This is a genomic window from Shewanella canadensis (genome assembly GCF_003966225.1).
GTDB classification, from domain to species: domain Bacteria; phylum Pseudomonadota; class Gammaproteobacteria; order Enterobacterales; family Shewanellaceae; genus Shewanella; species Shewanella canadensis.
In genome coordinates this window covers 20,717-47,034 of sequence record NZ_RXNU01000022.1, presented here as the reverse complement: position 1 = coordinate 47,034, position 26,318 = coordinate 20,717, and the positions used below count along the sequence as shown (strand labels likewise).

Sequence of the window (26,318 nt, the reverse complement as noted above, 5' to 3'; positions counted from 1 at the left end):
TACCAGAGCACTGCGAGTTAAACGAGCTGCATCCCTAAATAAGGAAATCTAGCATGATAGGCTAGACTATATAGTGAACGACAAAGTCGCTTGGCTTTTATTCCGTCAGGCTCCCTCGGTAATCACATGCATAAGATACTAAATCGAAGAGATGCTTTTTTCGAAACCAGAGTCTGTGTGAGCGCGGCTGTGAACTTCGTTTTTTGGCAGAGGTGGTTTGCAACAATCTCCTTATCTTAAGACCCGTTCGACATCCATGTCTCTCGTTCATAAGGGCTGACGCAACTATTCGTTTACCATGATTGTTGGCCGATTACTTTGTTTTCTCCACACATAGTGGTTTGCACCAGATATTCATACTCTCAATCTGGCCACTGATTTGAGTATTGTTAATCAGCCGTCCCTGATAGTGGTAGCCATGTTTGGCAAATGTCCTGTTCATACCAACTGAACCCGCACGGGCTATGGTAAAAGCCTGACGAAAGCCCAGTTGTTCCATGCAAGATTCCATCTTATTCAATAGTGCCGCCGCCAGTTGCAGCCCTCTGAACTCAGGTGAAGTCGCAAAGTCCGTCATCTCCACTGCCATATTATCCAGATCTTGCTCAGCAGAGGCTAAGGCGATCAGTCGGCCCTGGTGTTTGATGCCAAAATAACTGACGTTATCGGACATGGTTTCAAGCAGATAGCTAGCCTCATGAATAGGGAAGGGGTAGCTTGGGAAGACCTCACGATACAGATGAGCCATCTCTTCAACGTACACTTCATCCAATGGGATAACCTGCCAATGAGGAGCTGACGTTACCTTGGAGAGATTATTGTGGGCCAGAGTGAGTACTTTTTCATGTTCTGCCGCTTTGGTATCTATTTGGCGCTCAGAGTCCAGATATGCACCTAACAATAACGCATCTTCATGGATACTCGCACTGCCACCTTCACTCTCTCCAATGGCTGGGTAATATCCCGGTAAGCGCGCTTCCTCGGTAAAGCCGTGGTTGAAAAAGTGCTCCGATTCACATTGGCGAACCTTGGCTATTAATTTGCCATAGCCCTGTGCTTTGGCTAATTGATACATGGCCGCCGGCAGACGAGCCGGTTCAGCTTGTTTCATAGACATCAAATACACCCGGCTGCTATTCGGACCATATTGAATACTGGCACCTTCGAGTAGATCACAGGTATCAAACAAGCTGCGATTAACTTCGCTCATAATTGGCCTCCACATCTTGTACATCGGCCGTTAGTTCGGGTGAAATTTTGTAGCCTATAAGCATGATCAGCGCCGACAGAGCCAGACCATAAATGCTCACATCCAGCCCTAAGGTGGTAAGAGTCTCGGGTAGTGGCAACAGGCCGGTCATCAGGGCGATGGCGCACAGCCCACCACTTAACATTGAGGCCAACGCTGTTTTGGCGCTCACCTTGGGCCAGAACAAAGCTGCCAGGGTGGGGAAAACCAGACCTGAAACCATAAAGCCATAGGCATACAAAATGGCGTCCAGAACCTGATTCGCCTGACTCGCCAAAAAGATAGCAGCGAGTCCCAACAGGGCGGTGGCAATCATTGAGATGCGAACCGTCTTGGAATGACTGGCTGGAATTTTGAGTACGTCTTGAGTCAGGTTAGCCGAAGCGGCCATAAGACAGCTGTCAGCAGTCGACATAATGGCAGAGAAGTAGGCTGCAATTATGATCCCTGTGATGCCAATAGGCAAGAGATCCCGGATCATCGCAGGTACTGCCATCTCCGGCTCCATATCCGGCAGCAGCACCCTGGCACACATTCCCAAAATTACACCGCTGACAGCCATCAAGGGGAACTCCAGAAAGCCTGCAAGATACCAGGCCCGCTTCGCTGTTTGCGTGTCTCTGCAGGCGAACATGCGTTGATACAGAGTCATGGCAACCAGCCAAATTGGGGTAATGGTCAGTAACCAGTTGATGGCCAACACCGGAGAGATGGCAGTTAGTGAAAAGTAACTGGCAGGCAATGAGTCCATCAGCCCCTGCCAACCACCCACTGCATCGAGTGCATAGGGCAAAGCAAACAACGACATGCCCGCAAGGAGAATGAGCCACTGCACACTGTCTGTGTAGATAACCGCCTTCAAGCCGCCAAATACGGTGTACAAAATGGTCACACCGCCTATTACCCAGAGCATGAGTTGCAGGTTAGAGATACCCAATACCGGTTCGGTCAGTAATGTTGCCGCAGCTAACTTAGCCCCCGCCAGCATCTGCGCACCGGTGAATCCCAGGTAACCAATACAGGAAATTATAGCCGCCAGCATGGCGACTTTGGTGCCAAATCTAATCTTGAGCAGTTCCGGGTAGGTAGACAGTCCGTGTTTCCCTTCCAAAAACTTAACTCTGGGGAGCAACCACACGGCTGAGAGCCAGGCTCCCAGTAAACCGGTAAACAGCAGCCATGCGCCTGAAAGACCCATACTGAAACCTAGCCCGGCAAGTCCGATGGAGAAGCCTCCACCAACATCCGTTGCAGCGATGGAGAACCCCACGTGCCTGGCTTTGATATTTCGCCCACCCAGATAGTAATCTTCACCTGTTTCATGACGACGAAAATGGTAGTAACCAAACGCTAACAGTCCAATCAAATAGCAGGCAAAAATTGCATAGTCAAAATAATGCATTATTACTCACCCAGCAGGAAAGACATGTCGGCGTTTCGCCCTTCAAAATTGGTCGCTAAGAGTTTGGTTTCGCCATCGACCACTTGTTTGCGTACGTATTCCGGCTGTACCGGCATTTTACCCAGACCACCAATGCCATCAACGATAAAGGTTGGAATGGCAGGTCCCGATACCCAGCCCCGGATGCCATGGTAGATCTCCAGCATACGGTCGTAGCTGACCTGAAACTTGCTGTTACCGGGAGCGGGATCCATGGAATAAACATAGTAAGGACGAATACCATTGGAGACCAGATCCATGACCAGATCACGCATCACTTCAACGCTGTCGTTAACTCCCTTGATCAACACGCTTTGGTTGCCCAACATAATGCCGCTGGTGCGCAGCATTGCCATATGCTTCACAAACAATGGAGTGATCTCTTTGGGATGATTAACCTGGGTATTGAGCAGGGTGACACGGTTTTTAACCAGTATCTGACACAGCTCTGGCGTAATACGTGTAGGCAACTGAGTTGGCAAGCGGCTGCCGATGCGCAGTATCTTAAGATCTGGCCTTGCTTCACGGATCATGGACAATACTTGGTCCAGCTTGTCATCTGTCAGCAACAATGGATCACCGCCTGAGAGCAGTACATCCTGTACTTCCGGGTGTTCACGCAGGTATTCCACAGATTTGCGGATCCGATCCATAGAGATAACATTCAGGGGATCTGACACCATGCGCTTTCGGGTACAGTGGCGACAATAGGCGCCACAAATATTGTGTACCAGAAAGAGCACGCGGTTAGGATAGCGGTGAACGATAGAGGTTCCATCAGGCATCATGTCATCTTCAGCCAGCTGATCCCCCATCTCTTGTGGTGCTACATCCATTTCATTTTGCTCAGGAACGTATTGAATGCGGATCGGGCATGCCTGATCGTCCTTGTCCATCAACTGAGCAATATAGGGCGTAATACGGGTGGCGATGACCTTATAAACGTCCTCTTCGACCGGATTTATATTGCCGAATACTTTGGAGAGCTCCCTGTCCGTTTTAAAGGAGTGTGCCAATGTTTCCCGCCAGGGGCGGCTGGCAACATCAAAGTCCATCAGTGACTGGTAGTCAGCAAACTTATCTTCTTTATTATTTTTGACCAGCTTAAGGGGGATCTGCGGGGTGTACTGCTTAACTTGTATGGATGCCTGAGACATGGAGGGGTTACCTGTAGACGAACTGAATATGGTTACAGTCGTAATGATTAGAGTTCGAACTATTTTCGCATTTATAATGCATGGCTTCAATACCGCTGCTGCAAGTTGTTTACATTTGGCGTGGTGAAATTTAACAATGGAGCCCTGTTTTTAACTGAAACATCGACTGAGCTGAATATCGAGATCGTCAAAACAGACAGTGACTTCGACTGGTGACAGAAGAAAAAACACTATGTTTACTGCCTGGGCAAACGAAAAGGGTTCCATTAAAATATGTCTTGCAATCAATTACTAACCTGAGAATCGGCTCAGGAGAGAGTTCGGTTTTATCTGCTGCTAAGGGGATGTTAAATAGCGAATCGACAGTTTTCTGCCGATGAGTAAGTAGTGATGATGTATTGAATAAATATGTGATTATGAAAGCTTAGAAGTTTAACGTCGATTTATCTTATTTGAGCGAATGATTAGGGCTGGTGTGGGCAAAATAATTTCAACTGAATGTAATTGATGTCTGAACCTATAACATTAGCTTCTATGAATAACCAGTTAAAACGCTTGCTTAGAAAGTTAAGAATTAGTGAGCACGTGAATTGGTGCTCACTTTTTTAGCTAAGTTAAGCCCTGTCCAGTTTAGCTAGGCTTGCTCTGAAGCAATCACATCTTTGATCCCATGGGGATGCACCTTGATGCAGATACTCCCTTTTTTAAAGGCTATCGTAGGGTTGGCAAGACGTTCATGCTCTCCCTGAGGTGAGCTCATCTTTACCTTAATCTCCGTCTTCATCTTTAAGACTGATTCGAGTTGTGGCGCTATCTTGAATAGTTCATCTCTGAGTGCTTCACATGTTGTTGCCTGGCAAGGCAGGACAAGCTCTATGTGCTCCCACCCCTCTACCGGATAGGCTTTCTCTCCCGGGTAGGGCAGCTCGACACAATCTATGCTCATATCGCCAATGATTAAGGGAGAATTAAGCTCAAATATTAAGATGGGGCGACCATTGATGATATTGTTGGAGATGACATTGCCAACCCGTTCAAAATCCTGGCTCAAACGTTTGGCCGAATCTGTGTCATTGACTCTTAAAGCCACATGATCGCAGGCTAATTGAAGCTGAGCTAATCCTAATTCTGAGATGAAGTCTGTGATGCTGTCACTAAAGCTTGGCCATGCATCATCTAGGTTCTGGTATGTGATTGGAGAGGTCATTATAGGGGTATATTTCCAGTAAAAAATTGGGCGTTAAGGCCAGATTTCGATCGGGGTTCCTTCATCTATCGCGCGCCAAAGTTCATCCATTTGAGCATTGGTAATGGCGATACAGCCATCGGTCCAGTTGTACCTTTGTGCCTCTTCGGGTGATAAAGATGAATTTGGATTTTGCCCATGGATCATGATCTGTCCACCGGGATCGAGTCCTAATGCGTTTGCCCTGAGACTGTCTTCTTCATTGGGATAGGAGATATGGATGGCGCGGTAGTATGCACTATCAGACTTTTTGTAATCCAGCAGATAACGGCCTTCAGGCGTGCGCTGATCGCCTTCGGTTAACTTGTGGCCCACAGGACGGTCACCCATTGCGATACGATATTTGCGTAGGATCTGTCCATTACGCATCAATGCCATGCTCGATTGTGATTTGTCGACAACAACAAGATCGATTTTGCCAATGCTGGTATTAGATGAACTGTAACTCGCACTCTGTAACGAGGTCACAGCGCCTATTTGTAACGAGTAACTTATCGAGATGACGAATGAGACTAGAATAAATATTTTGTGCATCAGGTGTCGAGGGTCCGATGATTAAACCGCTGTTAATAGTTATATCTTACCTCAATTATTGGTTTAGGGCAGGGAGGAATTTAATCTGTTTGGTATTATCTATGAGAAGTGGCAAAATACTCTGCTGCGCTAATTGGCGTAGCCTCATCTTCTCAATCAAGGAAAGAGTGTCCGCATGCAGCAAGATAATCATCAAATACCCGACACTTCGATGAGGTATAAACTACGAGAGATCATCTTTGGTACCGATACTAAGGCTGGACGATATTTCGATATCGCCTTGATAATCTGTATTATTATCAGTGTCTCTTTGGTGTTCTTGGACACTATGGCAGGGATCCATGAGCAATATGGTGAAATCATACGGATATTTGAATGGATATTCACCGTGATTTTCACCATAGAGTTTGCTCTGAGGCTGTATTGTTCGGCTCACCCCGTCAGCTATGCCCGAAGTTTTTATGGCGTCGTCGATCTCTTGTCTGTTTTGCCCAGTTATCTGGCCCTGTTTTTCCCCGGAGCCAACTTCACCTTAGTCATCAGAATATTAAGGCTCTTTAGAATTTTCAGAGTGCTTAAATTGTTACGATATCTTAGTGAGGGCAATGTTTTACTGAGGGCTATGTTACAGTCTGGGCGTAAAGTCTTTATCTTCTTCTTCTCTGTCAGCCTGATTATCATGGTGCTGGGCGCGATTATGTATGTGGTCGAAGGTCCTGAAAATGGCTTCACCTCAATACCTAAGTCGATCTATTGGACCATCGTGACGATCACAACTGTGGGTTACGGTGACATCACGCCCGGAACCACTTTGGGTCAAGTAATAGCTGCATTTACTATGTTGTTAGGTTATTCAATTATTGCGATTCCGACAGGCATTTTAACCGTAGAAATATCTCAGGAGATGGGACGAAATAAAGACCTACGGAGATGCAGCAACTGTTTAAAGAAAGGTCATGAAAATAACGCTGACTATTGCGACCATTGTGGTAGTGAATTAGAGAACGATGTTTAATGAGATGGGTAACGAAGGAAATAGATGACAGTCGCTAAATTTGTTCAAGGTTCGATAATGCGTCACATATTGGTGATGAGTTCCACGGCTGCAGTCGGGATCTCGGCACTTTTTGTGGTCGATTTAATCGATATCTTTTTTCTCAGTCTGCTCGGCGAACAAGAGTTAGCCGCAGCCGTCGGTTACGCCGGAACTATCTCATTTTTTACGACATCTATCGGCATCGGTCTGTCCATCGCTCTGGGCGCATTAGTCTCCCGCGCCATCGGGGCAAAGCAGTTAGATGTAGCCAAGAGATTACTGCTCAATAGTGCGGTGGTGACCTTGCTCATGAGCTTATGTGTATCTGCGGTCATGACCTATTTTATTCCTGAGGTGCTTTCCCTAGTCGGTGCGACTGGCCATACGGCTGAGCTGGCTGCGAGTTATCTCTATATCCTGGTGCCGTCTCTTCCTATCATCTGTCTGGCAATGGCGTTAGGAGCGGCGTTGAGAGCCGTGGGTGATGCTAAGCTATCTATGATGTCGACCTTAGCCGGCGGTGGCGTTAACTTAGTTTTTGACCCGATTTTTATCTTTGCGCTGGGAATGGGAATTGAGGGGGCCGCGGTAGCCTCGGTACTGGCTCGGACTGCGGTTCTTATCATCGCAGCTCGTGGCGTCATTACAAAGCATAAACTCTTCGGAGAGTTTGAGCTCGATAGTTTTAAGGCAGATTTAAGGCCGATATTTGCCATTGCAGGCCCTGCTATGTTGACGAATGTGGCGACACCGATAGGCAACGCCGTTGTCACCCGAGCTATCGCTGATTTTGGTGATGGGTATGTGGCTGGCTGGGCAGTGTTAGGGCGTTTAATTCCCGTTTCATTCGGAATGATATTTGCGCTGTCTGGTGCGATTGGCCCCATTGTTGGTCAAAATTTTGGTGCCCATGAATTTAGCCGGGTGAGAGAGAGTCTCACTAAGGCACTACAGTTTTGCATCTTATATGTCATCGCTGTCTCTCTGATTTTGATGCTGTTACAAGAGCAGATTGTTTCCATATTCGATATGCAGGGAGATAGCGCCGACATCATCCGTTTTTTCTGCAGTTATATTTCCGTATTTTTTATATTTTCCGGTGCGCTCTTTGTAGCGAATGCTTCATTTAATAATTTAGGTAAACCTAAATACTCTACCTTCTTTAATGTGGGAAAAGCCACGATCGGCACCATACCATTTGTCTATTTCGGAGCTAAGTGGGCTGGTGTATATGGTGTGTTGATAGGGCAAGTTATCGGGTCTATCATTTTTGCTGTTTTTGGGGTGTTAGCAGCCTTCAGGTTGATCGATAAAGTGAAACAAACCTCTTTACAGTATGGAGATGCGGAGTTAGTAAATAAGGCGGATGAGGAGTTACTGGATAGTGAGCTTATGCCAAGTAGCCCTAATCCATTGTCCTCTTCCTGTGCTCAGATGGCCCAGATAACGGAAGAGCAGGATTGTGAAGCCAGTAATGAACTGACGAAATCATTGAATGCTACAGACAGCAGGGCTGGCTAACAGCTAAAAACCTTAATTTGAATGCTAAAAAAGGGAGCTTAGGCTCCCTTTTTATTGTCTTAAATCATATCAAGAAAGATATAGCTTAAGCTTGTTTTGTATCCGTTGGCTCAACTTGTACGTCCTGAACCTCTTCGACTGAGCTCTGCTCTACGTCGCTTGGCGTGTTAGCCGATAGTGCCGCGTCTGCTTGCTCTTGAGCTAATGCTTTTGCACGATCACCTTTAGAGACATACTTTTTGATGGTAGGAGCTGTATGCTTGTTCAGGCGAGCCTTGGCACGTTTCGCCGTCATCTTGATCATTTTCTGTTTTTTGTTCATAAGCTCTCTAGCAATGTGCTTTCATATCTCTGACCTTCAAAAAGTGTCGGCCAGTTGTAAACCGGGTGCGGATTTTAACTTAATCTTGGCCGTCAAGCCATTAAATATGGATTTTCTTACCACTTATTGGCAAAGTGAACCCCAATTTATCGTATTAATAGTTTATTGAGCCTCTATGTCATCTAATAAAATCACTTTTTTTCAAAGATTTGAGAAAGATATTCTCTCTGGCGCGAAAACCATTACATTAAGGGATGCCTCTGAGTCTCATTACAAAGCGGGACAGCGGGTTGCTGTTTCGACCTATGAAACCGACCGTTGGTTTTGTGATGTATTGATTGACGCGGTCGAGTGCATCAAATTTGATGAACTTAACCAGATCCACGCCGAGCAGGAAAATATGACATTACCGGAATTAAGGTCTGTTATTACCGATATCTATGGTGAGATAGAGACACTATGGATGATTAGCTTTCACCTGGTACGCACTTAAAAGGGTTGAAAGCTAAAAGGGAAGGCTATTGGCGCTACTATGGTCGATGCTTTCCCCATGTATAACACACCGACTTTAACTAAGAGGAGAACCTTTCTCTGTCTTCATCGGTGGCACCTTCGTTGCATTCACCTCTAATTTCGGCGCGGCCGACTTCAATCATTCTGCTTAACTCCATAAAGCCTTCCCGGCAGTACCCTGTCATGTCCAATGTTTTTGATAATCCCAGCTCTATCTGTTCCGTCCAATCTGAAAGGTCCGGGGTATAGATAGAGCGCTTGGCAGATTTAGAACGACTCTGTTTCTTTAGCTCCTTGATTCGTTCCTGATGAGCCAGCTCGGTATTGCCCTCTTCAGGCATCTCGAGCTTGGCTTTATAGGTGAATAGCTTTATGCCATTACTTCTTATGTCCGTTTTAAACCTGTCTTTAACCCGATTTTTAAAATCGTCGGGATCGGTTTTGTGGCTGGCACAAGCCGAGATGGTGCTGAGGGCGATGAGTACCGACATTATTTTTATTATATTTTTTAACATATCCGCTCTTTTAATTCTTCACATCTTCGCTAAAGGGGTTACCTTTACAGTTAGCGCAGAAATTTACCATGAAATGTCACCATTGGTAGCAGGATAACTGAAAAGCAAGCAAGTTAGCAGCTTACTGACATTTTTTTACACTCCTCGTTTGGATACTGGTTCGGGTATGGAACAGTTATATCAAAATTGCTGCCAACTTGATTTCGCTCAAGTATTGATGTGACTCTGTTATTTAGTTGTTGCTATTTATCATGGCGCTGGCACTATTTATGTGTGGCATAACCCAAAGGAGAGGGGAGTTTATGGTGAATGTTGGTGTTCAGTTTTCCATTTTCAGATTGAATGATTCGGAGATTAGATGGCCGCAATTATAAAACTGCTCCAATCCCTGTTATCGAGTTTTAAGGACCTTATTCCTATCATTCTCGTGGTCGGATTTTTTGAGGTTTTTGTTCTACAGCAAGCGCCTGATAACCTCTTTTCTATTCTAATTGGCCTAGTGTTCATCGTTTTTGGTTTGACATTTTTTGTATTCGGACTGGAGATGGGCTTGTTTCCCATCGGTGAATCTTTGGCACAAGCCCTTGCCAGAAAGGGCAGCGTGTTTTGGTTGGTCATTTTCTCATTCTCTTTGGGCTTTGGGACGACATTAGCGGAGCCCGCGCTCACCGCCGTGGCAAATGAGGCCGCGCAAGTCGCAGCGGAGGGTAATGCCATTGCGATGACAGAAGAGGCGATGGACAGTTATGCGATGGGGTTGAGGTTAACCGTCGCCATATCGGTTGGCTTGGCCATTTTACTCGGTGTTGTTCGTATTCTTAAGGGTTGGCCGATTCATTACCTTATCATTGGTGGCTATGTCACAGTGATGATTCTGACCGGCTTTGCACCAGAGAATATCATTGGCATCGCCTATGATTCTGGTGGGGTAACCACTTCAACGATCACTGTGCCCCTTGTCACAGCTTTAGGAGTTGGCTTAGCGACGGTCATTAAAGGACGGAACCCTATGTTAGATGGCTTTGGTTTAATCGCGTTTGCCAGCTTAACGCCGATGATATTCGTGCTTATCTATGGGATGGTGGTGCTGTGATGGAGATGCTAACGAATCTGTTTACCACTTTCTTATTGACTGCAAGGGATGTGATCCCCATTGCGGTTATCCTGTTTGGTTTCCAACTAGGGGTGTTAAAACGTCCTATAGCAAATCTGCGGCAGGTTGCGCTTGGGTTTGTTTACGTGATTGTTGGCCTGAGCCTCTTCCTGGTCGGGCTTGAGCTGGCACTGTTTCCCATTGGTGAGAGCATGGCAGAGCAGTTGACGTCGCCTGAATTTATTCACCCTGAAGCCGGGGTTCATGCACCTACTGTTTGGCAAGATTATTTCTGGGTCTATATATTTGCAGCTGCCATAGGTTTTAGCACGACCATAGCCGAGCCTTCGTTAATTGCGGTCGCGATTAAAGCGAATGAGGTATCGGCTGGAGCCATTGGTGTACAGGGTTTACGGATCTCGGTGGCTATCGGTGTGTCGTTTGGTATCGCGTTAGGTTGTTTTCGGATTGTCGTGGGCGATCCGATCCATTATTACATCATGGCAGGGTACGTCATTGTGGTTATCCAGACCTTTTATGCACCTAAACTCATCGTGCCATTGGCCTATGATTCGGGTGGGGTGACAACATCAACCGTTACCGTACCTTTAGTCGCGGCTTTGGGCCTAGGTTTAGCCACAAATGTTGAGGGACGAAATCCGCTTATCGATGGATTTGGTCTGATCGCTTTTGCCAGCTTATTTCCCATGATATCTGTGATGGGATATGCACAAATAGTTGAAAAATTAAATAAGAGACGTTCGTTAAAGGAGCAAAAAGATGCGCTTTAAACTCATTATCGCATTCGTAGATGATGTCACTACCAATAATATTCTCGATGCAGCGAGAGAGGCGGGTGCGACTGGCGCAACAGTGATTAATCACGCCAGAGGCGAAGGGCTGGAGAAGAAAAAGACCTTTATGGGACTCTCTTTGGATGTTCAGCGGGATGTGATTTTATTTTTAGTCGAAGAACATAAGAGCAGAAGTATACTGGAAACGATCAATCGAGTCGGAGGGTTTGATATAAATCCGGGTCAAGGGATCGCAATTCAGATTGATGTCGAAGATGCCGTTGGGGTTGCCCATCAGGTCCAACAGATCAGTAAAGATATTGAGGATGATTTATGAGCCACCGAAAGATAGTCCGAAATGCAGATGTGATGACGAAGAAGTTTGTCATGGTCGATGGACTTGATACTGTTGCCGATGCCATAGAACTGGCCAGCTCTCAAGACGTGAGAGTATTACTCGTCAATAAACGTAATGAAGACGATGAGTTCGGTATGGTACTGATGAGTGATATTGCCAAGAAAGTGCTGGCAAAGGATAAAGCCCCGGAGCGGGTGAATATCTACGAGATCATGATCAAACCCGTACTCTCTGTCAGCCCTGAGATGGACGTCCGCTATTGTGCTCGCTTGTTTGAACGATTTCGTATCACAAAGGCACCTGTGATCGAAGCGGGTAAAATCTTAGGTTTAGTGAGTTATCATGATTTGGTACTTAAAGGGATGATGGCCGAAAAGCAGTAACGCTTTGTTTTAGCTGATTAAATAGCGACCTGAGAGGTCGCTATTTTCGTTTCACTTATGCGAATCGCTTATCCAGATAATTGATAATATCTGAAGATTCGTACATCCAGCGAGTCTCACCGTTCTCCTCTATACGCAAGCAAGGAACTTTAGCGTGACCGCCCTGACTGACCAGTCTTGACTTGTGGTCATCTTGTTTAGCATCGAGAGTCTCAATGTTGAGCCCTTGACGACGCATTGCGCGACGAACTTTGACACAAAATGGGCAGGCTTTGTATTCGTATAACGCGAGTAACTTAGTTGCGGCATCGACTTTAGATTGTTCATCCTGTGGACGCTTACGTTTCTTTGGGGCGAAAATGAAATTAAGAATTAGGATGATACGGCCTAGAATCCAACGAACAATAAACATGAGCTACCTCTGAATAAGTCAAAATCCGCCAGAGTGTAACCCATGTCACAGAATTATTAAATCTTTTAATCTGCCCCTAATGTCAGTAGCGCCTCCTGTGCGCCCTGATTGATATCGACGCGGCTGTCGAGCAGAAATATTCGATTTGCCGGAACCTTATTGATATTGATTAAGTGCGCTTTTACCGCTTGCGCCCTCTCGCTTGCAAGAGTGCCTAACATATTATCATCGACCACCTGCCGATTAAGACAGTGATTGTAGAGGGCTATATGCCACTGAGTCAGTAGCTGTGGCTCGCTAAGAGCAGAGTCTTTTTCATGACTCTTGCTGATTTGCTGTTTAAGTTCATTGGCATCTTGCATCAATTCAGTTTCATACAGGGCTATAAGCGCTTTGGATAGTGGCCCTTGTGTCGGGTAGGTACTCGGCGAGAGTGCTTCCGGCAACTCCTCAATCTCAAGTTGGCTTAGCTGAGCCAGTTTGTCCCACAGTGCCTTCTCTTGCAGTACACGGCTGTCGGTGGCCGAATTGATCGCGCCCTCAATACTCAAGGTTAACTTAGGTCTGTCGAGAAGGGCGGTGGCAAGCGTTGCCAGCTTACTGTTCTCTTTATCAGTAATCTGCGCGTTACCCGCAGCAAATTCAATTTTATCGAGCTCTTCGTCGTCACCAAATAGCCCGGCGAGTAGAGTAAATGGTGCCGTAACGGCTTTAGTGATCACATTGGTAAATGCCGTCATCACAATACTGCCCACGCTAAAGTCCGGAGAGTCCAGATCGCCCGATACCTCGAGTCCTAAGTCGATAACACCATGTCTGTCTTGTAACAGGGCGATGGCAAGCGTAACGGGCAGGCTGGTGGCCAGGCTACTATCGCTGGGTTCCCCGAGCTTTAACTGATTGACGACGATATGATTGCTGCCGTTTAGCTTGTTGTCTTTTAGCAAGTAGCTTAGCTCTAATGAAAGCTGCCCCTTATCGATATAATATCCGGCATAGGTTCCTGAGTAGGGGTTAACGGATGTGAGCTCCACACTGTTAAAGTCAAGATCCAGATCCAGGTAGGGTTGTTCGAGTAAGGGGTTAATCTCTCCTTTGAGAGTGACGGGGGCATATTTGTCAATTTTTCCCTTTATATCGACAACCGCAGCTTTGTCCGATAACGAGGACAGTTGGCTCACGCTTCCCTCTACCTGTTCAATACTTGCCGCAAAGTTGGGGGTCAGTGAGTTATCGGCAAAGAAGGTCGAACCGTCAGAGACCGTGATCTTACCGATCCTTATATCCAAAGGAGCTTGTTGATTAGACTCTGATAGCTCAGGAGCACTTTCAACGGCTTTTATCTCGGGAGTTTCCTTTGCCTCGGGTTTAGGCGTCGGCGGCGTACTCACAAGTAACTGTTGGAAGTTCGTGCTTTTATCTTCAGCTATGATGATGCGGCTGTAGGGTTGAGAGAAGTTAATCTGACTGATAGTTAATTGCTGTTTACCCTGATCAAAGTTTAACTTTTCTATCGCCATCGACTGCCATTTCAACAACGTCTTTTTGTGTTGATTGTCTTTAACCAGCAGTTCATTGACTGTGATATCACCGACAAAGCTTAACTCATCGGCCGAGCTTGCTTCTAAGCGACCGCTTGAGTTGAGCTCACCATTTTTGACTGTGATATTAATAAAGGGGGCCAGATAGGGTTGCAGCTGCTTTAACGAAAAACCAGTAAGCTGCAGATCTGCATTAAGGTGCTGTTGATTGACCTCGACCTTGCCCGTCGATGTTAACTTGCCTTGAGCGTTGATACCTAAGTCTTCTTGAGCGTTAATACCTAAGTCTAAACGGTATTCGATAGGGGAATTGAAATCAGACTGTATTGACCCTGTTGTCAGGTTTATCGGCGCTATGCGCCAGGGCGTATTTTCGGTGAGCAGGCTTTCTTGTATGTTCAGCGCATAGTCTTTTACAGATATTTCACTTAAGGTCGCAGACCATAAGCTTGAATGTTCGCTCTCTTTGTCTTCTGATCCTGTATGCTCAGCCTTGTTGACCTTTACTGAGCCTGTTTCACTGGCAGAATTAGCCATAAAGCTCGGGATGAACAATGGGACAATATCTATTCCATCGGAGGTGATGCTGGCGTTCAGGTCTAAATTTTCGGTATGTAAACGGTTAACGACTATCTCTTTATCATCAAGATTGAGTTCTATGCCCTCAAGGGCCAGTAATGGCAAGCTCACCAAAGGGCGGTCTTCATGGGTAAACAGGATATTTTCTAAAGAGAAGGCCCCTTGGCTGGTGACCACTTGAATAGGTGCCTGACTCGATGTTGTGTTTGATTTTACTTCAAAATGACTTTGGAAATTCAACTGTCCGGTTTCGAGTTTCGCCTTAAAGTCGTCAGAGATAAAAGACCAAAAGTGTGGCAATTTTATTGCGGTTAATGCTAACTCGCCGACGATATTGAACGGAGATACCTGTATCTGTCCCTGTGTGGAGATATCTCCCCCTTGCTTTCCAACAAAGTGAATGGAAAAGTGATTACCCGAAGAGGTGCTTGTAATGTCTGTTAAGGTATCGAAACCTTTCAGTTTAAGATCTACCGCCGGGTAATGTAATTGGCTGTCGGTGACCGTATCTGAATATAAAAAATTAGCGTTAGCAATCGACAGATGTTCAACGATCACATGGGGCAAGCTCATTGGTTCATTCGATGGCTCTTGAGGTGATTCGGGAGACTTTGCAAGTTCAGCCAGAATATCTGAAAAATTGAATTGCAGATTTTCCTTGGTATTTAAACGCTCGGTAAACACGAAGGGCTGAGTTAAGCTGACATCGCTAATGCTGATTGCCCCATTGAACAGAGAGTGCCAAAAGCGCAATTCAAAGCCCAATGTATCAAAACCGACAAACTCACGGTTATCGGTCTCATCTATTTTAAAGTGGGTCAAAACTACATTAAGTGTAAAGGGATTGATGCTGACATCATCTAAACTTACCGGCCTTTTTAATAGTGATTCAAGTTGTACCGGGAGCTGCTTTTCGACGGCATAGGGGACAATTAGACCTAAGATCCCCGAATAGACAAAATATGAAGTTAGCAGGATAGAGAGGTATCGTTGATACTTAGGTAATTGTTTAAATTTCTCTGAGAAATTACTGAATTTTTCCCTAATAGCGAACATACTTACCTTATCATCTATAAATAACTTTGATCCTGTTGCTAGTTTAGCTAACTTAATAGATTTGTAATAGAAATCTAATGAAATAAAAGCCTACTTGCTCGGATTAAAATCAATTTTCTAAGCTCGATATTTAATAAGATTGGTATAGGCGCTGATGACAAAATTTTATTTTGATGGGCAAGGAGTCGATGCTCTACCCGATGAAACCGTGTTAGATGCCCTGCTCAGAGAGGGGCATCGGGTTAACTTCTCTTGTAAGAAAGGGCGGTGTAAAACCTGCTTAGTGCAGCACCTTGAAGGGGAGTTAACGGCGGGGGCTCAAAGAGGGCTCACATCCCGTTTAAAGGAGAACCACTATCTGTGTTCCTGTCAGTGCCGTCCAACAGCGGGGCTTAAATTAAAATCTTTATTAGCTCAAGATCTGTTTATTCCGGCTAAATTGTATTCCAAACAGTACCTGTCTGATTCTGTCGTTAAATTGAGAATAGAGGCGGCGGAGAAAATAGACCACAGGGCGGGACAACACATTAACTTACGCCGTTTCGATGGCCTTACCAGAAGTTACTCTGTTACCAATGGTGCACTTTCTGAGTTTATCGAGTTACATGTCAGAAGAAAATATAACGGTCAGTTTAGTGATTGGCTGTTCACTCATGCCAGTGTCGGTGAAAATTTACTGATCCAGGGCCCCTGGGGAGATTGCTGTTATTCGACAGATTTTGTCGATGATACCTTAATCTTGATTGGGAGCGGGACAGGTTTGGGAACGGTGTATGGAATAGCCAGAGATGCTTTGGACAATGGTCATCGAGGAGAGATCTATCTATACCATGGTGCAAAAAACTTCGAGGAGTTGTATCAGCACTCAACCTTGCTGAAAATGATGATGGAATATCGAAACTTTACTTATCAAGCCTGTATAGAGAGTGACAATAACTCAGAGGAACATCTTTCTAATCGAGTCCTGCAGGGAAACCCATTTGATATTGCCATGAGCCGACACCCATTCGATGTCTGTATGCCTTGCGATAGTCAGAATCGTTTTTACCTGTGTGGTGAGCCAAGCTTTGTCTCTAAGGGACAAGAGACGATATTTTTAAACGGCACACCATTGGATAGAGTGCACGTGCTATCTTTCGACTATAAAGATCTCAGGAGTCGAGCACGGGATTAGCTATACAGTCTTATTGTCATCGTCTACTGCCGATTTGAGGTAACTTATTGCTGCGATGATTGCGCCTTGGGGATCTTTTATCCAGCAAAACCGGCCCACGCGAGGAATATCTTCCGGGCCATATAACAGCTCACCTCCTAATGACTTGGCCTTGATAGCGACGCTGTCCACATCCTCTACCGTGATGTAACCTGTCCAATGGCTTGTCTGTTTGGGGCAGGGGTTGGGTGTGATCCCACCGATTGCAACTCCTTGATTTTCTATTATGTGATAGGGGCCATGGCCCAGATGCATGGTTTTAAATTCCCAGCCAAAAACTTCTCCGTAGAAAGTGATTGAGTCTTCACAATGGTTTGAAGTTAGCTCGTGCCAACTCAATGCACCTGGTGTCGTGAAAGGTGAGCCCATCTTCAGCTCCTTAATGAGCAACATATATGGATAAAGTGTAGTTCAGCTTTAAACTTTTAAAATAAAGCTGAGTATATTGTTTTTCGCTAATAAAATTATTAACCTATGATAAGCTGATGTAACAGAAAGAGAAGTTACCGGTACTGGTTAGATTAAAGTTACCTTTTTTGCCCGTGCCTAAGGTATTGTTGGTCGCCATTTCAAGGAATGAAAATGCAGATAAGAATAGCGATAGATGAAGATCTTGAATCTTTAGCACTCATGTTCGATGAATATAGAAAAAGTTTAGGAAAGGAGTCTGATCCTCAGGGAGGGAAAGAGTTTATCGAGTCCAGGTTACTCGAAAATGACTCGGTTATTTTTATTGCTCTACGTTGTGGTGAGCCGGTTGGCTTTATTCAGTTATACCCGTCATTTTCATCCAGCTTACTAAAACCTTTGTGGTATTTTGATGACCTCTATGTAGCCGAGTCGTTTCGTGGCCAAGGGATTGCCAGAGACTTGGTCGCAAAAGCCAAAGAGCTTGCCGATGAAACTCAAGTCCTCGCCGTTCGCAGAGAAAGGTTGGAAGGGGATGGATTTGTGCCTATTGAATCATTCTCCATTTGATTAATGCCGAATACTCTATGGTATTATTAGCTGTTTAGTTAATTTTGGAGCTAGTAGCTTGAATAAGAGCGTTATTACAAACCTGATCGCAGCCGCTTTGGTTATGGCAGGGTATTTTTTTGCATCTCCGATTATCATCAGTATCGGATTATTTGCACTCTCCGGAGCCGTCACAAACTGGCTTGCGATTCATATGTTGTTTGAGAAGGTACCGGGGCTTTATGGCTCAGGTGTCGTCCCATCTCGTTTCGAAGAGTTCAAGGACGGGATCTCTCACTTGATGATGAAACAGTTTTTTACCGACGAAAATATAGACCGCTTTTTGTCGGAGCAAGGTGGCGGTGAATCTCATATCAATCTGCAGCCTGTGATTGAACAGGTCGATTTGACGCCGGCATTCGATGCCTTAGTCACCACCGTTGAGCAGTCATCATTGGGTGGCATGCTGGCTATGTTTGGAGGAAGTGAAGCCATTACTCCCTTGAAGGAGCCATTTATCGAGAAGATGAAAAGCTCTTTGGTTGAGCTATCCCAAAGTGAAGAGTTTTATGCCCTGCTTAAGAGTGAGTTAGAGCAGCCCGATGTGCTCAATGATATGCGCACAAAAATCAATGAAATTGTCACTCAGCGACTCAACGAATTGACACCGCAATTAGTCAAAGAGATCATTCAAGAGATGATAAAAGAACACCTGGGTTGGTTGGTTGTTTGGGGTGGCGTTTTTGGTGGGGTCATTGGCTTCATAGCGGCAATGCTAAAGATCTGATATTCAGTTAAATATAAGGGAGCTTCGGCTCCCTTTTTGTTATCCATAAAGCTATGCTATAAAAGAGTCTGTGAAGTTATTAATGGAGTTAAAATGGATCAGCATAACAAAATCAACTATCTGGAAATTCCTGTAAAAGATTTGGCTCAAACTAAAACCTTTTTTAACCGGGCATTTGGCTGGGATTTTACGGATTATGGGCCGGAATATAGCTGTTTTAATCAAGCCGGGATCGCGGGGGGATTTTACCTGTCGCCTCACTCGTTCGAACTAAACAGAGGCTCGGTGCTGATAGTTATCTATTCAGATGACCTGCTTGAATCCATTACTGGTGTTGAAGCCGCTGGCGGCACTATCACTGAGCCGGTATTTTCCTTTCCTGGTGGCAGAAGATTTCACTTTAAAGACCCCAATGGTAATGAGTTTGGGGTTTGGTCACAGTAGTTCAGCAAGAGTAGTTAAGTAAGAGTAGGTTAATCAGAGCCGTTTAACAGGAGTCGCTTATGCCCCATTGTATCATCGAATATTCGGCGCCATTAGCGCACGAGATTGATATTAAGCAGTTTGTTCAACTTGTCCATCATGGTGCGATTAACTCTGGCTTGTTCGAACGATCGGCTATTAAGACCAGGGCGATTCGCTGTGATGATTATCAGGTGGGCGATAACCATCTAGGTAGTTTTATTCATATCACAATAAAGATCATGCCAGGACGAACGGATGAGCAGAAACAACATCTGCTGTCGACTGTTTATGATTCGATTTCCGTTGAAACGGTCTCTGTGTATAGCCTGACTATAGAGGTGATAGATATTAATGCAACGGCTTATGCTAAACACTTAACCTGTGGCCATTAATCATATCCACTAACGGTATGTGACTGATATGAAAAAGCGGTGATAACCTTGATTACCACCGCTCACGATGAACTAGTGATTAATAGGCCTGTTCATGAACCGAGCGCACCGCACGTCCCGATGGGTCAATAATCCCTCGCAGGCTCTCATCCCATGCTAAGGCCTCTGGTGTCGAACAAGCTACCGATTTGCCGCCTGGAACCGTTTCAGCGGCTGTAGGCAATGGGAAAAGCTCCTCAAAAAAGCTGCGGTAGAAATAGGCTTCCTTGGTTTCAGGGGTGTTGTAAGGGAACCTGTATTTTGCATTCGCTAATTTAAGGTCATCAACTTTCTCTTCGGCCAACTCTTTCAAGCCGTCGATCCAGGAGTAGCCAACGCCATCACTGAACTGCTCCTTTTGACGCCAAGCCACCTCTTTAGGTAACTTATGTTCGAAGGCTTGACGAAGAATATGCTTCTCAATCTTGCCATCTTTAGACATCTTGGCTTCCGGGTTAATGCGCATTGCGACATCCATGAACTCCTTGTCGAGGAAAGGTACACGTGCTTCCAGTCCCCAGGCTGCCATTGCCTTGTTTGCACGCAGGCAATCAAACAGGTGCAGTTTATCGAGCTTACGTACTAACTCTTCGTGGAATGCTTGTGCATTGGGTGCCTTATGGAAATAGAGGTAACCGCCAAATAGCTCATCGGCTCCTTCCCCAGAGAGCACCATCTTTATGCCCATGGCTTTAATTTTCCTGGCCATCAAGTACATAGGTGTCGCGGCGCGAATGGTGGTGACATCATAAGTTTCCAGATGATAAATCACATCTTTGATCGCATCGATACCATCCTGGAAGGTAAAGGTGATCTCATGGTGAATCGTCCCAATGGCATCGGCCACTTTCTTGGCGGCAATCAAGTCAGGTGCACCTTCAAGCCCGACGGCAAAAGAGTGAAGTTGTGGCCACCATGCACTGCTCTCGCCATCATCTTCGATGCGACGCTTAGCAAAAGTTTGAGTGATTGCTGAGATAACCGAAGAGTCTAGGCCGCCGGAGAGCAAGACGCCGTAAGGGACATCAGACATCAACTGACGCTTTACCGAGGCTTCAAGCGCATCTCTGAGCTCTTCAACGCTGGCGGGGTTCTCTTTTACCGCATCAAACTCTCGCCAGTCACGCTGATAATAATGCACATAACCTTCGCTGCTAGTCATGTAGTGGCCGGGCTTGAACTCTTCGACAGTTTTACATACCGGCATCAAGGCTTTCATTTCCGAAGCAATATAGAAGTTTCCCTCTGCATCGAGACCCGTGTAGAGCGGGATTATCCCCATATGGTCGCGACCAATCAGATAAAGATCTTTCGTCTTATCGTATAAAACAAATGCGAATATGCCGTTAAGTTTGTCCAGGAAGTCTGCGCCATATTCCTGATAAAGGGATAGGATCACCTCACAGTCAGAGTTGGTTTGGTAGCTGTACTTATCGCCTAATTCGGCTTTGAGTTCTTTGTGGTTATAGATTTCACCGTTGACAGCAAGAATAATGCTTTCGTCTTGGCTGAGCAGAGGTTGAGCACCGTGTTCAATATCGACAATAGCGAGACGCTCGTGAGCGAGAATCGCTTTATCACAGCTGTAGATCCCTGACCAATCAGGACCGCGATGACGAAGTAGTTTAGACATCTCCAGCGCAACCTGACGAAGTGGCGTCGCATCAGACTTAATATCTAAAATGGCAAATATTGAACACATAGGCTATCTCCAGCAAAACGGTGTAAATCTCAATTGAGTGTTACTGTGCCAGCAATTTTACATTTTGCCAAATGCGGAATTGACAAATCTTCGATAAAAGTGGGGTTTTGAGCTTGGTTAATCCGATCTTTCGCGGGCTAAAATGAGGAAAGCTCAACGCGTGGTGGATTTTGTTGGGTTATCTTTGGTTGTCGGCTATTAAAGGGCTAATAATTTCATTATTAGCAATGAAATTATTATTGTTTAAACAATATCTAAAAACAGCGATTTAGCGCGATTTATATACCGGGCAGTCTAAAAGTTGAACTAACAGGCTCAAAGCCTTGGCCGTTCGCTTTATGTTGGTGAAGTTTGGGGGAATGACCTAACGGGGCATAGTGTAGGGCTATTCAGGAGAAACAACTTAAGAAGAGCAGGGCCGCTCGATTGAGCTTCCCTGCTTTTGGAGCAGACTAACAGAGAATTATTCTTCTAATTTAGCTGTCACTCTGTTCTCATCAGACTTTGCCGCTCGTAAAGAGTGAAACTCGGTTCCCTGATAATAACCGGGCCAATCAGAATTGTTGGCGAGAGAGTCGGCGGCATGATAATAGACGGCGATATCTTCGAGGGCACCGCTAAGATCCCAGTCATGGCGGTATTCATCACAGGTGCTATGGTAACAGCCTTTCATTATCTCCTTCATTCTGGCTTTATACGCTCTGGTGGACTCATCGACAGGCTGGCTGCCTCCACCAGCAAATACTGCGGGTACCCCTTTCTGTGCGAAGCTGAAATGATCTGAGCGGAAAAAGCCACCCGATTCAGGGCGACTCTCTGATGTTGCCACTCTATTTTGAGGTGCCAGTGCTTCGATAAGGTATTGCTCTAACTCAGATTTCCCTTTGCCAACAATCGTGTAGTCACTGGTTCTGCCATAAATGTTGGTGCTATCGAGATTAAATACAGCCACCGACTTATCTATCGGGTAGATGGGGTTCGCTGCGTAATATCGAGAGCCGAGTAAGCCTTGTTCCTCACCTGTCGTTGCAATGAAAGTGAGCGAGCGTTTTGATGGGTTGCCAGTCTTGGCCTGATGTGCAAACTGACGGGCGATGGCCATAATGCCTGCGGTACCAGAGGCATTATCGAGTGCACCATTATAGATTTTATCGTCAGTTTTATTTTCATCTACGCCGATATGATCCCAGTGAGCGGTAAACAAGACATGCTCGTCTGCGGCCTTAACACCGGGTAGTGTAGCCACAAGATTGTAGCTGTTGGCATACTCAGCTGTATTGGAAAACTGAATGTCGGCGCTCTGCTTAAGCGGCAGATTAACAGGGCTGTTTGCCGCACGGTCACTGAGGTTCTTTAACGATATTCCGGACTTGTTGAAAAGCTCATTTGCGGCGTCGAGGGTAATCCAACCCTCAACCTGAACACGCTCAGCTTGTTTCTCCTTACTGTGCACAAGGTCTTGCTGTGCACCGGTCCAGCTGTTTTCCACCACTGACCAGGGGTAGGAAGCGGGCGCTGTGTCATGAATGATGATGGCACCCAGGGCGCCTTGTCTGCTGGCCTCCAGATACTTATAGTCCCATCTGCCGTAATAGGTCATCGCCTTGCCGTTAAACAGGCCCGAGTCTGGTCTGGCAAACCCCGGGTCGTTAACCAGCATGACGGCTATCTTGCCTGCCATGTCGATACCTTGATAGTCGTTCCAGTCATACTCGGGGGCAGAGATGCCATAACCGACAAACACCAGAGGGGCATCTTTAATATCGACACCGCCGTTATCATGGCGGCTGCCCAGTACCACATCTTCACGGTATTTGAGTGTCAGTCCGGCGAGGTTCACCTCTTGCGCTTCCGATGCGGTGTAACTGACCATAGGGACGGCTTGTAGGTAATCACCGTTATTTGCACCATTTAGTCCCATTGCCTTAAAGGCCTGTGTCAGGTAATCCAGTGTGAGCTTCTCGCCACGGGTGGTAGGGGCGCGACCTTCAAATTCATCGGAGGAGAGGGTTTTAATATCTTCTCTGAATTGGACTTCATCGAAGCTGACCTGAGTGACACTTGCCGTGTCGACTTGCGGGTCGATTTCCAACTTGAGAGTTTGGGGTTGGCTGGGGTGTTGGCTACATGCACTGAGCAATGCAAGCAGCGATAGCGGAAGCAGTAATCGCATCATTGGTCCTGTTATTATTGTTATTCTGACTTAGAATGACTTATTAAAATAGTCGGCGAACATGATGAAGGAAAATTGCCCGCTTTGACAAGAGGGGGATGGCAGAAAAGTGTTACCTTGTGTTGCACCAACGTAAGAGGCCAAGCAAGAGAGCAAAGAGAAGGCTGACTCATATCCCCCCTCTATAGCTAGCGATAAAGTGCTTTATTCGGTTCAAGTATGTTATTACGGATGATTAACCGATCTGAAGTCGCCTTTAAGTGTGATTAACACTAACCCTATGCACGCAACCAGCGTGCCGCAAATTAACGAAAATAAGTTCATCGTTCCGTGAGCCGTATATTTGATGCAAAAAAATGCGACTATCGAACACAGTGACCACAAAAAACCAAACACAGATGTAGAATTCCCCATAAACGCCTCTAACTTCAGAATATATCCAGATGTTACAAATGTATCTTTAACCAGACATCAATAAGAGTCTTAGTAATGCCGGTTATCGCTGGTTATAAAAGTTAATAATAGTGTTGGAAGTGGGGCTTGGAATGGTGTTGGCTATGTAAGAGCTGGAAAATACCTCTGTAGCTTGATTTATAAATGGCAATAGCCCGCTTTGAAAAGCGGGCTATCTCAACGGGCTGAGTATTATATCCATAGGTTTTAAACTTAAAGCTTTTAAACTAATGGTTTTTAAACTTATAGCTTTTAAACTATGTCTATATCGGCTGCGCAGTTAAAGATATGGTTAGGTCTGAATGGCTCCAGCTCAATATCTTTGAGCTGGCTGACGCCACTGGTGACCAGTACCGTTTCAAGACCCGCCTGAAAACCCGCCAAAATATCAGTCTTCATATTGTCGCCAATAATAATGGTATTTTCCGAGTGGCCTTCGATATGGTTTAAGGCAGAACGGATAATCCATGAACTGGGTTTACCGACATAAAAGGGCATGCGACCACTGATACGCTCGATGGGCGCACACAGGGCTCCGCAGGCCGGGCTAAAAGAGGGGCCATGGGTATCGGGGTTGGTTGCAATAAAGCGGGCTCCTTCGACGACGAAGCGCGCTGCCTTATGGATCATCTCCCAGTTATAGGAACGTGTCTCGCCGACGATGACAAAGTCGGGGTTGATATCGGTGATGCTCGCGCCTGACAACTTTAGGCAACCCTTACTATAACAACAAAAACCTGATGTGTTTAAGTAAGGGTTTTATATGTCAAGAAACTACAAATTATTTGGATCGATGGTGTAGCCTGCTTCACGTAGTTCTCTTAAAAGATCAATCTCCCAAGCACCATTTGGGATGTAAACAATACCATTGATGTCACTAGGTAGCTCAACATTGCCTTCAACGATTGCTGCTACATTAGGTCGTCCAATAAGTCCCATCAAATATCCATGCTCAAAAATGACGTTTTGGCGTGCTCTAAGTGCTAAGTCTCCGTCAGTTGCTTTGATTTTTACTTCACCCATATCATCAGGTGTGTATAGAACTATTCCATAGCCCACATCTTTTGTGTTGTGCTCCAACTTTTCAATAATGGTTTTATTACCACTTGCTTTAAGATGTAAAATAATTGGGTCGAATCCATGTTTTCGAAGAAAAGCTTCAGTGCGAGATTTAACTTCACCATCATGGCCGTGAACGATAAACACTTTCTTAGATTTTACTGTAGGTGTTACAGGTATTATATCCACTTGCTTAACGTCCTTGTTGATTGGAGTGAAATCATACTCACCATTTTTGATGTCAAGCATAAGAGAATCCATGTAAGCTACCATGCGATTCCCATCATTATTCCAGAATGTTTCTAAATCAGTCGCTTTGATAACCAAAACAAAAGTATTAAACATTCCTTTAAATCGCAGTTGTTCACAAGGTAGTGATTCTTCATAAAAGCTTGATACTGCTTTTTTCCATGCAACAAATCTTTGAGCACCAAAGTTTGAACCCTTGTTTTGAAATGCAGGAGCAACTTCGTCAATAAGTCTATTTCTTAGTCTGCTTAACTCTGTAATGATCTCTACTTTCATAGAGTCTGTCACTTCTTGCTTATCCATCCATGCCTCACAAAATGGTTCTATTAAGAACATTCTACCGAGATACACAAATAAGGCAATGAAATAGGGGAGGTAACTGACTGTTTTAAAATGGAGTTTGTGATGCTGAGCGAGAGGGTTTACAGGTGCAATTAGTAACAAACCGCTGTGATGGGGTGACCTGCTTAAGCGGAGTAACCCTTACTATAACAACAAAAATCTGATGTGTTTAAGATGATAAGCGAGTGTTCTTTTAAAATCGTGTGAGAGGCAATATTACGAGTGCAATTAGTAACAAACTGCTGTGATGGTAAAACCCGCTTTATAAAGCTCATGGGTGAGGGCGCCCTCACCGATAACGAAGGCTTTATTACCCGTTTGATGCTTGAGAAAGTCGGCCGTTGCCATCGCCGAGGTGTAGAAACACTCTTCGGGGACATTGAGGCCCGCAGCGCCGAGTCTGTTTTGCAGATCTTTGCCGGTTTGCACCGGATAGTTGGTCAGGATGACCAAGGGGTTACCTTGTTCTAAAACTCGGTGGATGAACTTATCACTACCGGGGATCAGTTTATTGTTGTGCAGTAAAACGCCGTCGATATCGCAAATAATATTTTTCATTAATAGATCTCGCTTGAATTGTGAAATCAGTGCTTTGTTTAACCAGATTGCTTTATATAATGCCAATTTAGCCGCAATTACAATGACTTTTATCTGGGATTTACGTTTGGGGTTCCGGATCATGCCAAATTAAAAAGGGCTGAGTGATTGGGGGCATAGAGATGTGCTTTCCTGGGTTA

25 protein-coding genes and 2 pseudogenes are annotated in these 26,318 nt (G+C 45.4%); 12 read left to right on the top strand and 15 right to left on the bottom strand.

What is annotated here, in order from left to right:
• Positions 1–313: 313 nt before the first annotated feature.
• The 5 genes from ablB to EKG38_RS23480 form a co-directional block, all read right to left on the bottom strand.
• The gene (ablB, locus tag EKG38_RS23500) at positions 314–1,210 is read right to left on the bottom strand and encodes a putative beta-lysine N-acetyltransferase (RefSeq protein ID WP_126523324.1); all 897 of its coding nucleotides are present in this window, start codon (positions 1,208–1,210) and stop codon (positions 314–316) included.
• Positions 1,197–2,651: a sodium:solute symporter family protein gene (locus tag EKG38_RS23495; RefSeq protein WP_126523323.1), complete on the bottom strand. Its 1,455-nt coding sequence runs from the start codon at positions 2,649–2,651 to the stop codon at positions 1,197–1,199. Before EKG38_RS23495 ends, ablB begins: the two co-directional genes overlap by 14 nt.
• Before the next feature lie 2 nt (positions 2,652–2,653).
• Entirely contained in the window at positions 2,654–3,847 is a 1,194-nt protein-coding gene (locus EKG38_RS23490) for a KamA family radical SAM protein (protein WP_126523322.1), read from the bottom strand.
• Between the two features lie 634 nt (positions 3,848–4,481).
• Complete coding sequence (locus EKG38_RS23485; protein ID WP_126523321.1) at positions 4,482–5,054, bottom strand: VOC family protein; 573 nt, start codon at positions 5,052–5,054, stop codon at positions 4,482–4,484.
• A 33-nt stretch (positions 5,055–5,087) separates the two neighbouring features.
• Complete coding sequence (locus tag EKG38_RS23480) at positions 5,088–5,627, bottom strand: L,D-transpeptidase family protein (protein WP_126523320.1); 540 nt, start codon at positions 5,625–5,627, stop codon at positions 5,088–5,090.
• Between the two features lie 175 nt (positions 5,628–5,802).
• Between EKG38_RS23480 and EKG38_RS23475 the strand changes: the two genes are divergently transcribed.
• Together EKG38_RS23475 and EKG38_RS23470 are read left to right on the top strand one after the other, a co-directional pair.
• Positions 5,803–6,642 (top strand): ion transporter, encoded by an 840-nt coding sequence (locus EKG38_RS23475; RefSeq protein ID WP_126523319.1) that lies wholly within the window; start codon positions 5,803–5,805, stop codon positions 6,640–6,642.
• A 24-nt stretch (positions 6,643–6,666) separates the two neighbouring features.
• Entirely contained in the window at positions 6,667–8,184 is a 1,518-nt protein-coding gene (locus tag EKG38_RS23470; RefSeq protein ID WP_126523318.1) for an MATE family efflux transporter, read from the top strand.
• Between the two features lie 85 nt (positions 8,185–8,269).
• On the opposite strand, the gene EKG38_RS23465 is transcribed toward EKG38_RS23470, so the two are convergent.
• On the bottom strand, positions 8,270–8,506 hold the full coding sequence (locus EKG38_RS23465; RefSeq protein WP_126523317.1) for a DUF2986 domain-containing protein: 237 nt from the start codon (positions 8,504–8,506) through the stop codon (positions 8,270–8,272).
• A 175-nt stretch (positions 8,507–8,681) separates the two neighbouring features.
• Between EKG38_RS23465 and yqfB the strand changes: the two genes are divergently transcribed.
• Positions 8,682–8,999, top strand: a complete 318-nt coding sequence (yqfB, locus tag EKG38_RS23460) for a N(4)-acetylcytidine aminohydrolase (RefSeq protein ID WP_126523316.1) — start codon at positions 8,682–8,684, stop codon at positions 8,997–8,999.
• A gap of 79 nt (positions 9,000–9,078) precedes the next feature.
• On the opposite strand, the gene EKG38_RS23455 is transcribed toward yqfB, so the two are convergent.
• A complete protein-coding gene (locus EKG38_RS23455) occupies positions 9,079–9,534 on the bottom strand; it encodes a hypothetical protein (protein WP_126523315.1) in 456 nt (151 codons plus the stop codon).
• 358 nt (positions 9,535–9,892) lie between these two features.
• Between EKG38_RS23455 and EKG38_RS23450 the strand changes: the two genes are divergently transcribed.
• From EKG38_RS23450 to EKG38_RS23435, 4 genes are read left to right on the top strand one after another with little or no spacing between them, the layout of a single operon-like run.
• Positions 9,893–10,627 (top strand): DUF1538 domain-containing protein, encoded by a 735-nt coding sequence (locus EKG38_RS23450; protein WP_126523314.1) that lies wholly within the window; start codon positions 9,893–9,895, stop codon positions 10,625–10,627.
• On the top strand, positions 10,627–11,418 hold the full coding sequence (locus EKG38_RS23445) for a DUF1538 domain-containing protein (RefSeq protein ID WP_126523327.1): 792 nt from the start codon (positions 10,627–10,629) through the stop codon (positions 11,416–11,418). Before EKG38_RS23450 ends, EKG38_RS23445 begins: the two co-directional genes overlap by 1 nt.
• Positions 11,408–11,758: a P-II family nitrogen regulator gene (locus EKG38_RS23440; RefSeq protein ID WP_126523313.1), complete on the top strand. Its 351-nt coding sequence runs from the start codon at positions 11,408–11,410 to the stop codon at positions 11,756–11,758. The genes EKG38_RS23445 and EKG38_RS23440 overlap by 11 nt, the downstream gene beginning before the upstream one ends.
• Positions 11,755–12,162: a CBS domain-containing protein gene (locus EKG38_RS23435; RefSeq protein WP_126523312.1), complete on the top strand. Its 408-nt coding sequence runs from the start codon at positions 11,755–11,757 to the stop codon at positions 12,160–12,162. Before EKG38_RS23440 ends, EKG38_RS23435 begins: the two co-directional genes overlap by 4 nt.
• Before the next feature lie 55 nt (positions 12,163–12,217).
• Here the strand turns inward: EKG38_RS23435 and EKG38_RS23430 are convergent, their stop codons facing one another.
• Entirely contained in the window at positions 12,218–12,574 is a 357-nt protein-coding gene (locus EKG38_RS23430; protein ID WP_126523311.1) for a glutathione S-transferase N-terminal domain-containing protein, read from the bottom strand.
• Positions 12,575–12,639: 65 nt separating this feature from the next.
• Positions 12,640–15,750, bottom strand: coding sequence for a DUF748 domain-containing protein (locus EKG38_RS23425; protein ID WP_126523310.1), 3,111 nt, complete (start codon positions 15,748–15,750; stop codon positions 12,640–12,642).
• Between the two features lie 154 nt (positions 15,751–15,904).
• Here EKG38_RS23425 and EKG38_RS23420 point away from each other — a divergent pair, with 154 nt between their 5' ends.
• Positions 15,905–16,924: a 2Fe-2S iron-sulfur cluster-binding protein gene (locus EKG38_RS23420; protein ID WP_126523309.1), complete on the top strand. Its 1,020-nt coding sequence runs from the start codon at positions 15,905–15,907 to the stop codon at positions 16,922–16,924.
• On the opposite strand, the gene EKG38_RS23415 is transcribed toward EKG38_RS23420, so the two are convergent.
• A complete protein-coding gene (locus tag EKG38_RS23415; protein WP_126523308.1) occupies positions 16,925–17,332 on the bottom strand; it encodes a VOC family protein in 408 nt (135 codons plus the stop codon).
• 213 nt (positions 17,333–17,545) lie between these two features.
• On the opposite strand from EKG38_RS23415, the gene EKG38_RS23410 reads away from it, so the two are divergent.
• The 4 genes from EKG38_RS23410 to EKG38_RS23395 all read left to right on the top strand — a co-directional run bounded on the left by EKG38_RS23410 (position 17,546) and on the right by EKG38_RS23395 (position 19,564).
• A complete protein-coding gene (locus EKG38_RS23410) occupies positions 17,546–17,941 on the top strand; it encodes a GNAT family N-acetyltransferase (protein ID WP_012142181.1) in 396 nt (131 codons plus the stop codon).
• A 58-nt stretch (positions 17,942–17,999) separates the two neighbouring features.
• Positions 18,000–18,707 carry a DUF445 domain-containing protein gene (locus tag EKG38_RS23405; protein WP_126523307.1) on the top strand — a complete coding sequence of 236 codons (708 nt, stop codon included), beginning with the start codon at positions 18,000–18,002 and terminating at the stop codon, positions 18,705–18,707.
• Positions 18,708–18,800: 93 nt separating this feature from the next.
• Entirely contained in the window at positions 18,801–19,151 is a 351-nt protein-coding gene (locus tag EKG38_RS23400; protein ID WP_126523306.1) for a VOC family protein, read from the top strand.
• Positions 19,152–19,210: 59 nt separating this feature from the next.
• Complete coding sequence (locus tag EKG38_RS23395; protein ID WP_126523305.1) at positions 19,211–19,564, top strand: 5-carboxymethyl-2-hydroxymuconate Delta-isomerase; 354 nt, start codon at positions 19,211–19,213, stop codon at positions 19,562–19,564.
• Between the two features lie 79 nt (positions 19,565–19,643).
• Here EKG38_RS23395 and asnB read toward each other — a convergent pair whose 3' ends face one another.
• The 5 genes and pseudogenes from asnB to EKG38_RS23370 all read right to left on the bottom strand — a co-directional run.
• Positions 19,644–21,305: an asparagine synthase B gene (asnB, locus tag EKG38_RS23390; RefSeq protein WP_126523304.1), complete on the bottom strand. Its 1,662-nt coding sequence runs from the start codon at positions 21,303–21,305 to the stop codon at positions 19,644–19,646.
• 463 nt (positions 21,306–21,768) lie between these two features.
• A complete protein-coding gene (locus EKG38_RS23385; protein ID WP_126523326.1) occupies positions 21,769–23,478 on the bottom strand; it encodes a M28 family metallopeptidase in 1,710 nt (569 codons plus the stop codon).
• 705 nt (positions 23,479–24,183) lie between these two features.
• A pseudogene (locus EKG38_RS23380) lies at positions 24,184–24,633 on the bottom strand (HAD hydrolase-like protein); the annotation flags it as partial.
• Between the two features lie 72 nt (positions 24,634–24,705).
• Complete coding sequence (locus EKG38_RS23375; RefSeq protein ID WP_126523303.1) at positions 24,706–25,542, bottom strand: TIR domain-containing protein; 837 nt, start codon at positions 25,540–25,542, stop codon at positions 24,706–24,708.
• 276 nt (positions 25,543–25,818) lie between these two features.
• A pseudogene (locus EKG38_RS23370) lies at positions 25,819–26,139 on the bottom strand (UMP phosphatase); the annotation flags it as partial.
• Positions 26,140–26,318 lie beyond the last annotated feature (179 nt).

What these genes read in the sequence shown, in the direction of transcription:
- ablB (WP_126523324.1), bottom strand. Translation starts at nt 1,210, where the DNA reads ATGAGCGAAGTTAATCGCAGCTTGTTTGATACCTGTGATCTACTCGAA.
- EKG38_RS23495 (WP_126523323.1), bottom strand. Translation starts at nt 2,651, where the DNA reads ATGCATTATTTTGACTATGCAATTTTTGCCTGCTATTTGATTGGACTG.
- EKG38_RS23490 (WP_126523322.1), bottom strand. Translation starts at nt 3,847, where the DNA reads ATGTCTCAGGCATCCATACAAGTTAAGCAGTACACCCCGCAGATCCCC.
- EKG38_RS23485 (WP_126523321.1), bottom strand. Translation starts at nt 5,054, where the DNA reads ATGACCTCTCCAATCACATACCAGAACCTAGATGATGCATGGCCAAGC.
- EKG38_RS23480 (WP_126523320.1), bottom strand. Translation starts at nt 5,627, where the DNA reads ATGCACAAAATATTTATTCTAGTCTCATTCGTCATCTCGATAAGTTAC.
- EKG38_RS23475 (WP_126523319.1), top strand. Translation starts at nt 5,803, where the DNA reads ATGCAGCAAGATAATCATCAAATACCCGACACTTCGATGAGGTATAAA.
- EKG38_RS23470 (WP_126523318.1), top strand. Translation starts at nt 6,667, where the DNA reads ATGACAGTCGCTAAATTTGTTCAAGGTTCGATAATGCGTCACATATTG.
- EKG38_RS23465 (WP_126523317.1), bottom strand. Translation starts at nt 8,506, where the DNA reads ATGAACAAAAAACAGAAAATGATCAAGATGACGGCGAAACGTGCCAAG.
- yqfB (WP_126523316.1), top strand. Translation starts at nt 8,682, where the DNA reads ATGTCATCTAATAAAATCACTTTTTTTCAAAGATTTGAGAAAGATATT.
- EKG38_RS23455 (WP_126523315.1), bottom strand. Translation starts at nt 9,534, where the DNA reads ATGTTAAAAAATATAATAAAAATAATGTCGGTACTCATCGCCCTCAGC.
- EKG38_RS23450 (WP_126523314.1), top strand. Translation starts at nt 9,893, where the DNA reads ATGGCCGCAATTATAAAACTGCTCCAATCCCTGTTATCGAGTTTTAAG.
- EKG38_RS23445 (WP_126523327.1), top strand. Translation starts at nt 10,627, where the DNA reads ATGGAGATGCTAACGAATCTGTTTACCACTTTCTTATTGACTGCAAGG.
- EKG38_RS23440 (WP_126523313.1), top strand. Translation starts at nt 11,408, where the DNA reads ATGCGCTTTAAACTCATTATCGCATTCGTAGATGATGTCACTACCAAT.
- EKG38_RS23435 (WP_126523312.1), top strand. Translation starts at nt 11,755, where the DNA reads ATGAGCCACCGAAAGATAGTCCGAAATGCAGATGTGATGACGAAGAAG.
- EKG38_RS23430 (WP_126523311.1), bottom strand. Translation starts at nt 12,574, where the DNA reads ATGTTTATTGTTCGTTGGATTCTAGGCCGTATCATCCTAATTCTTAAT.
- EKG38_RS23425 (WP_126523310.1), bottom strand. Translation starts at nt 15,750, where the DNA reads ATGTTCGCTATTAGGGAAAAATTCAGTAATTTCTCAGAGAAATTTAAA.
- EKG38_RS23420 (WP_126523309.1), top strand. Translation starts at nt 15,905, where the DNA reads ATGACAAAATTTTATTTTGATGGGCAAGGAGTCGATGCTCTACCCGAT.
- EKG38_RS23415 (WP_126523308.1), bottom strand. Translation starts at nt 17,332, where the DNA reads ATGGGCTCACCTTTCACGACACCAGGTGCATTGAGTTGGCACGAGCTA.
- EKG38_RS23410 (WP_012142181.1), top strand. Translation starts at nt 17,546, where the DNA reads ATGCAGATAAGAATAGCGATAGATGAAGATCTTGAATCTTTAGCACTC.
- EKG38_RS23400 (WP_126523306.1), top strand. Translation starts at nt 18,801, where the DNA reads ATGGATCAGCATAACAAAATCAACTATCTGGAAATTCCTGTAAAAGAT.
- EKG38_RS23395 (WP_126523305.1), top strand. Translation starts at nt 19,211, where the DNA reads ATGCCCCATTGTATCATCGAATATTCGGCGCCATTAGCGCACGAGATT.
- asnB (WP_126523304.1), bottom strand. Translation starts at nt 21,305, where the DNA reads ATGTGTTCAATATTTGCCATTTTAGATATTAAGTCTGATGCGACGCCA.
- EKG38_RS23385 (WP_126523326.1), bottom strand. Translation starts at nt 23,478, where the DNA reads ATGCGATTACTGCTTCCGCTATCGCTGCTTGCATTGCTCAGTGCATGT.
- EKG38_RS23375 (WP_126523303.1), bottom strand. Translation starts at nt 25,542, where the DNA reads ATGGATAAGCAAGAAGTGACAGACTCTATGAAAGTAGAGATCATTACA.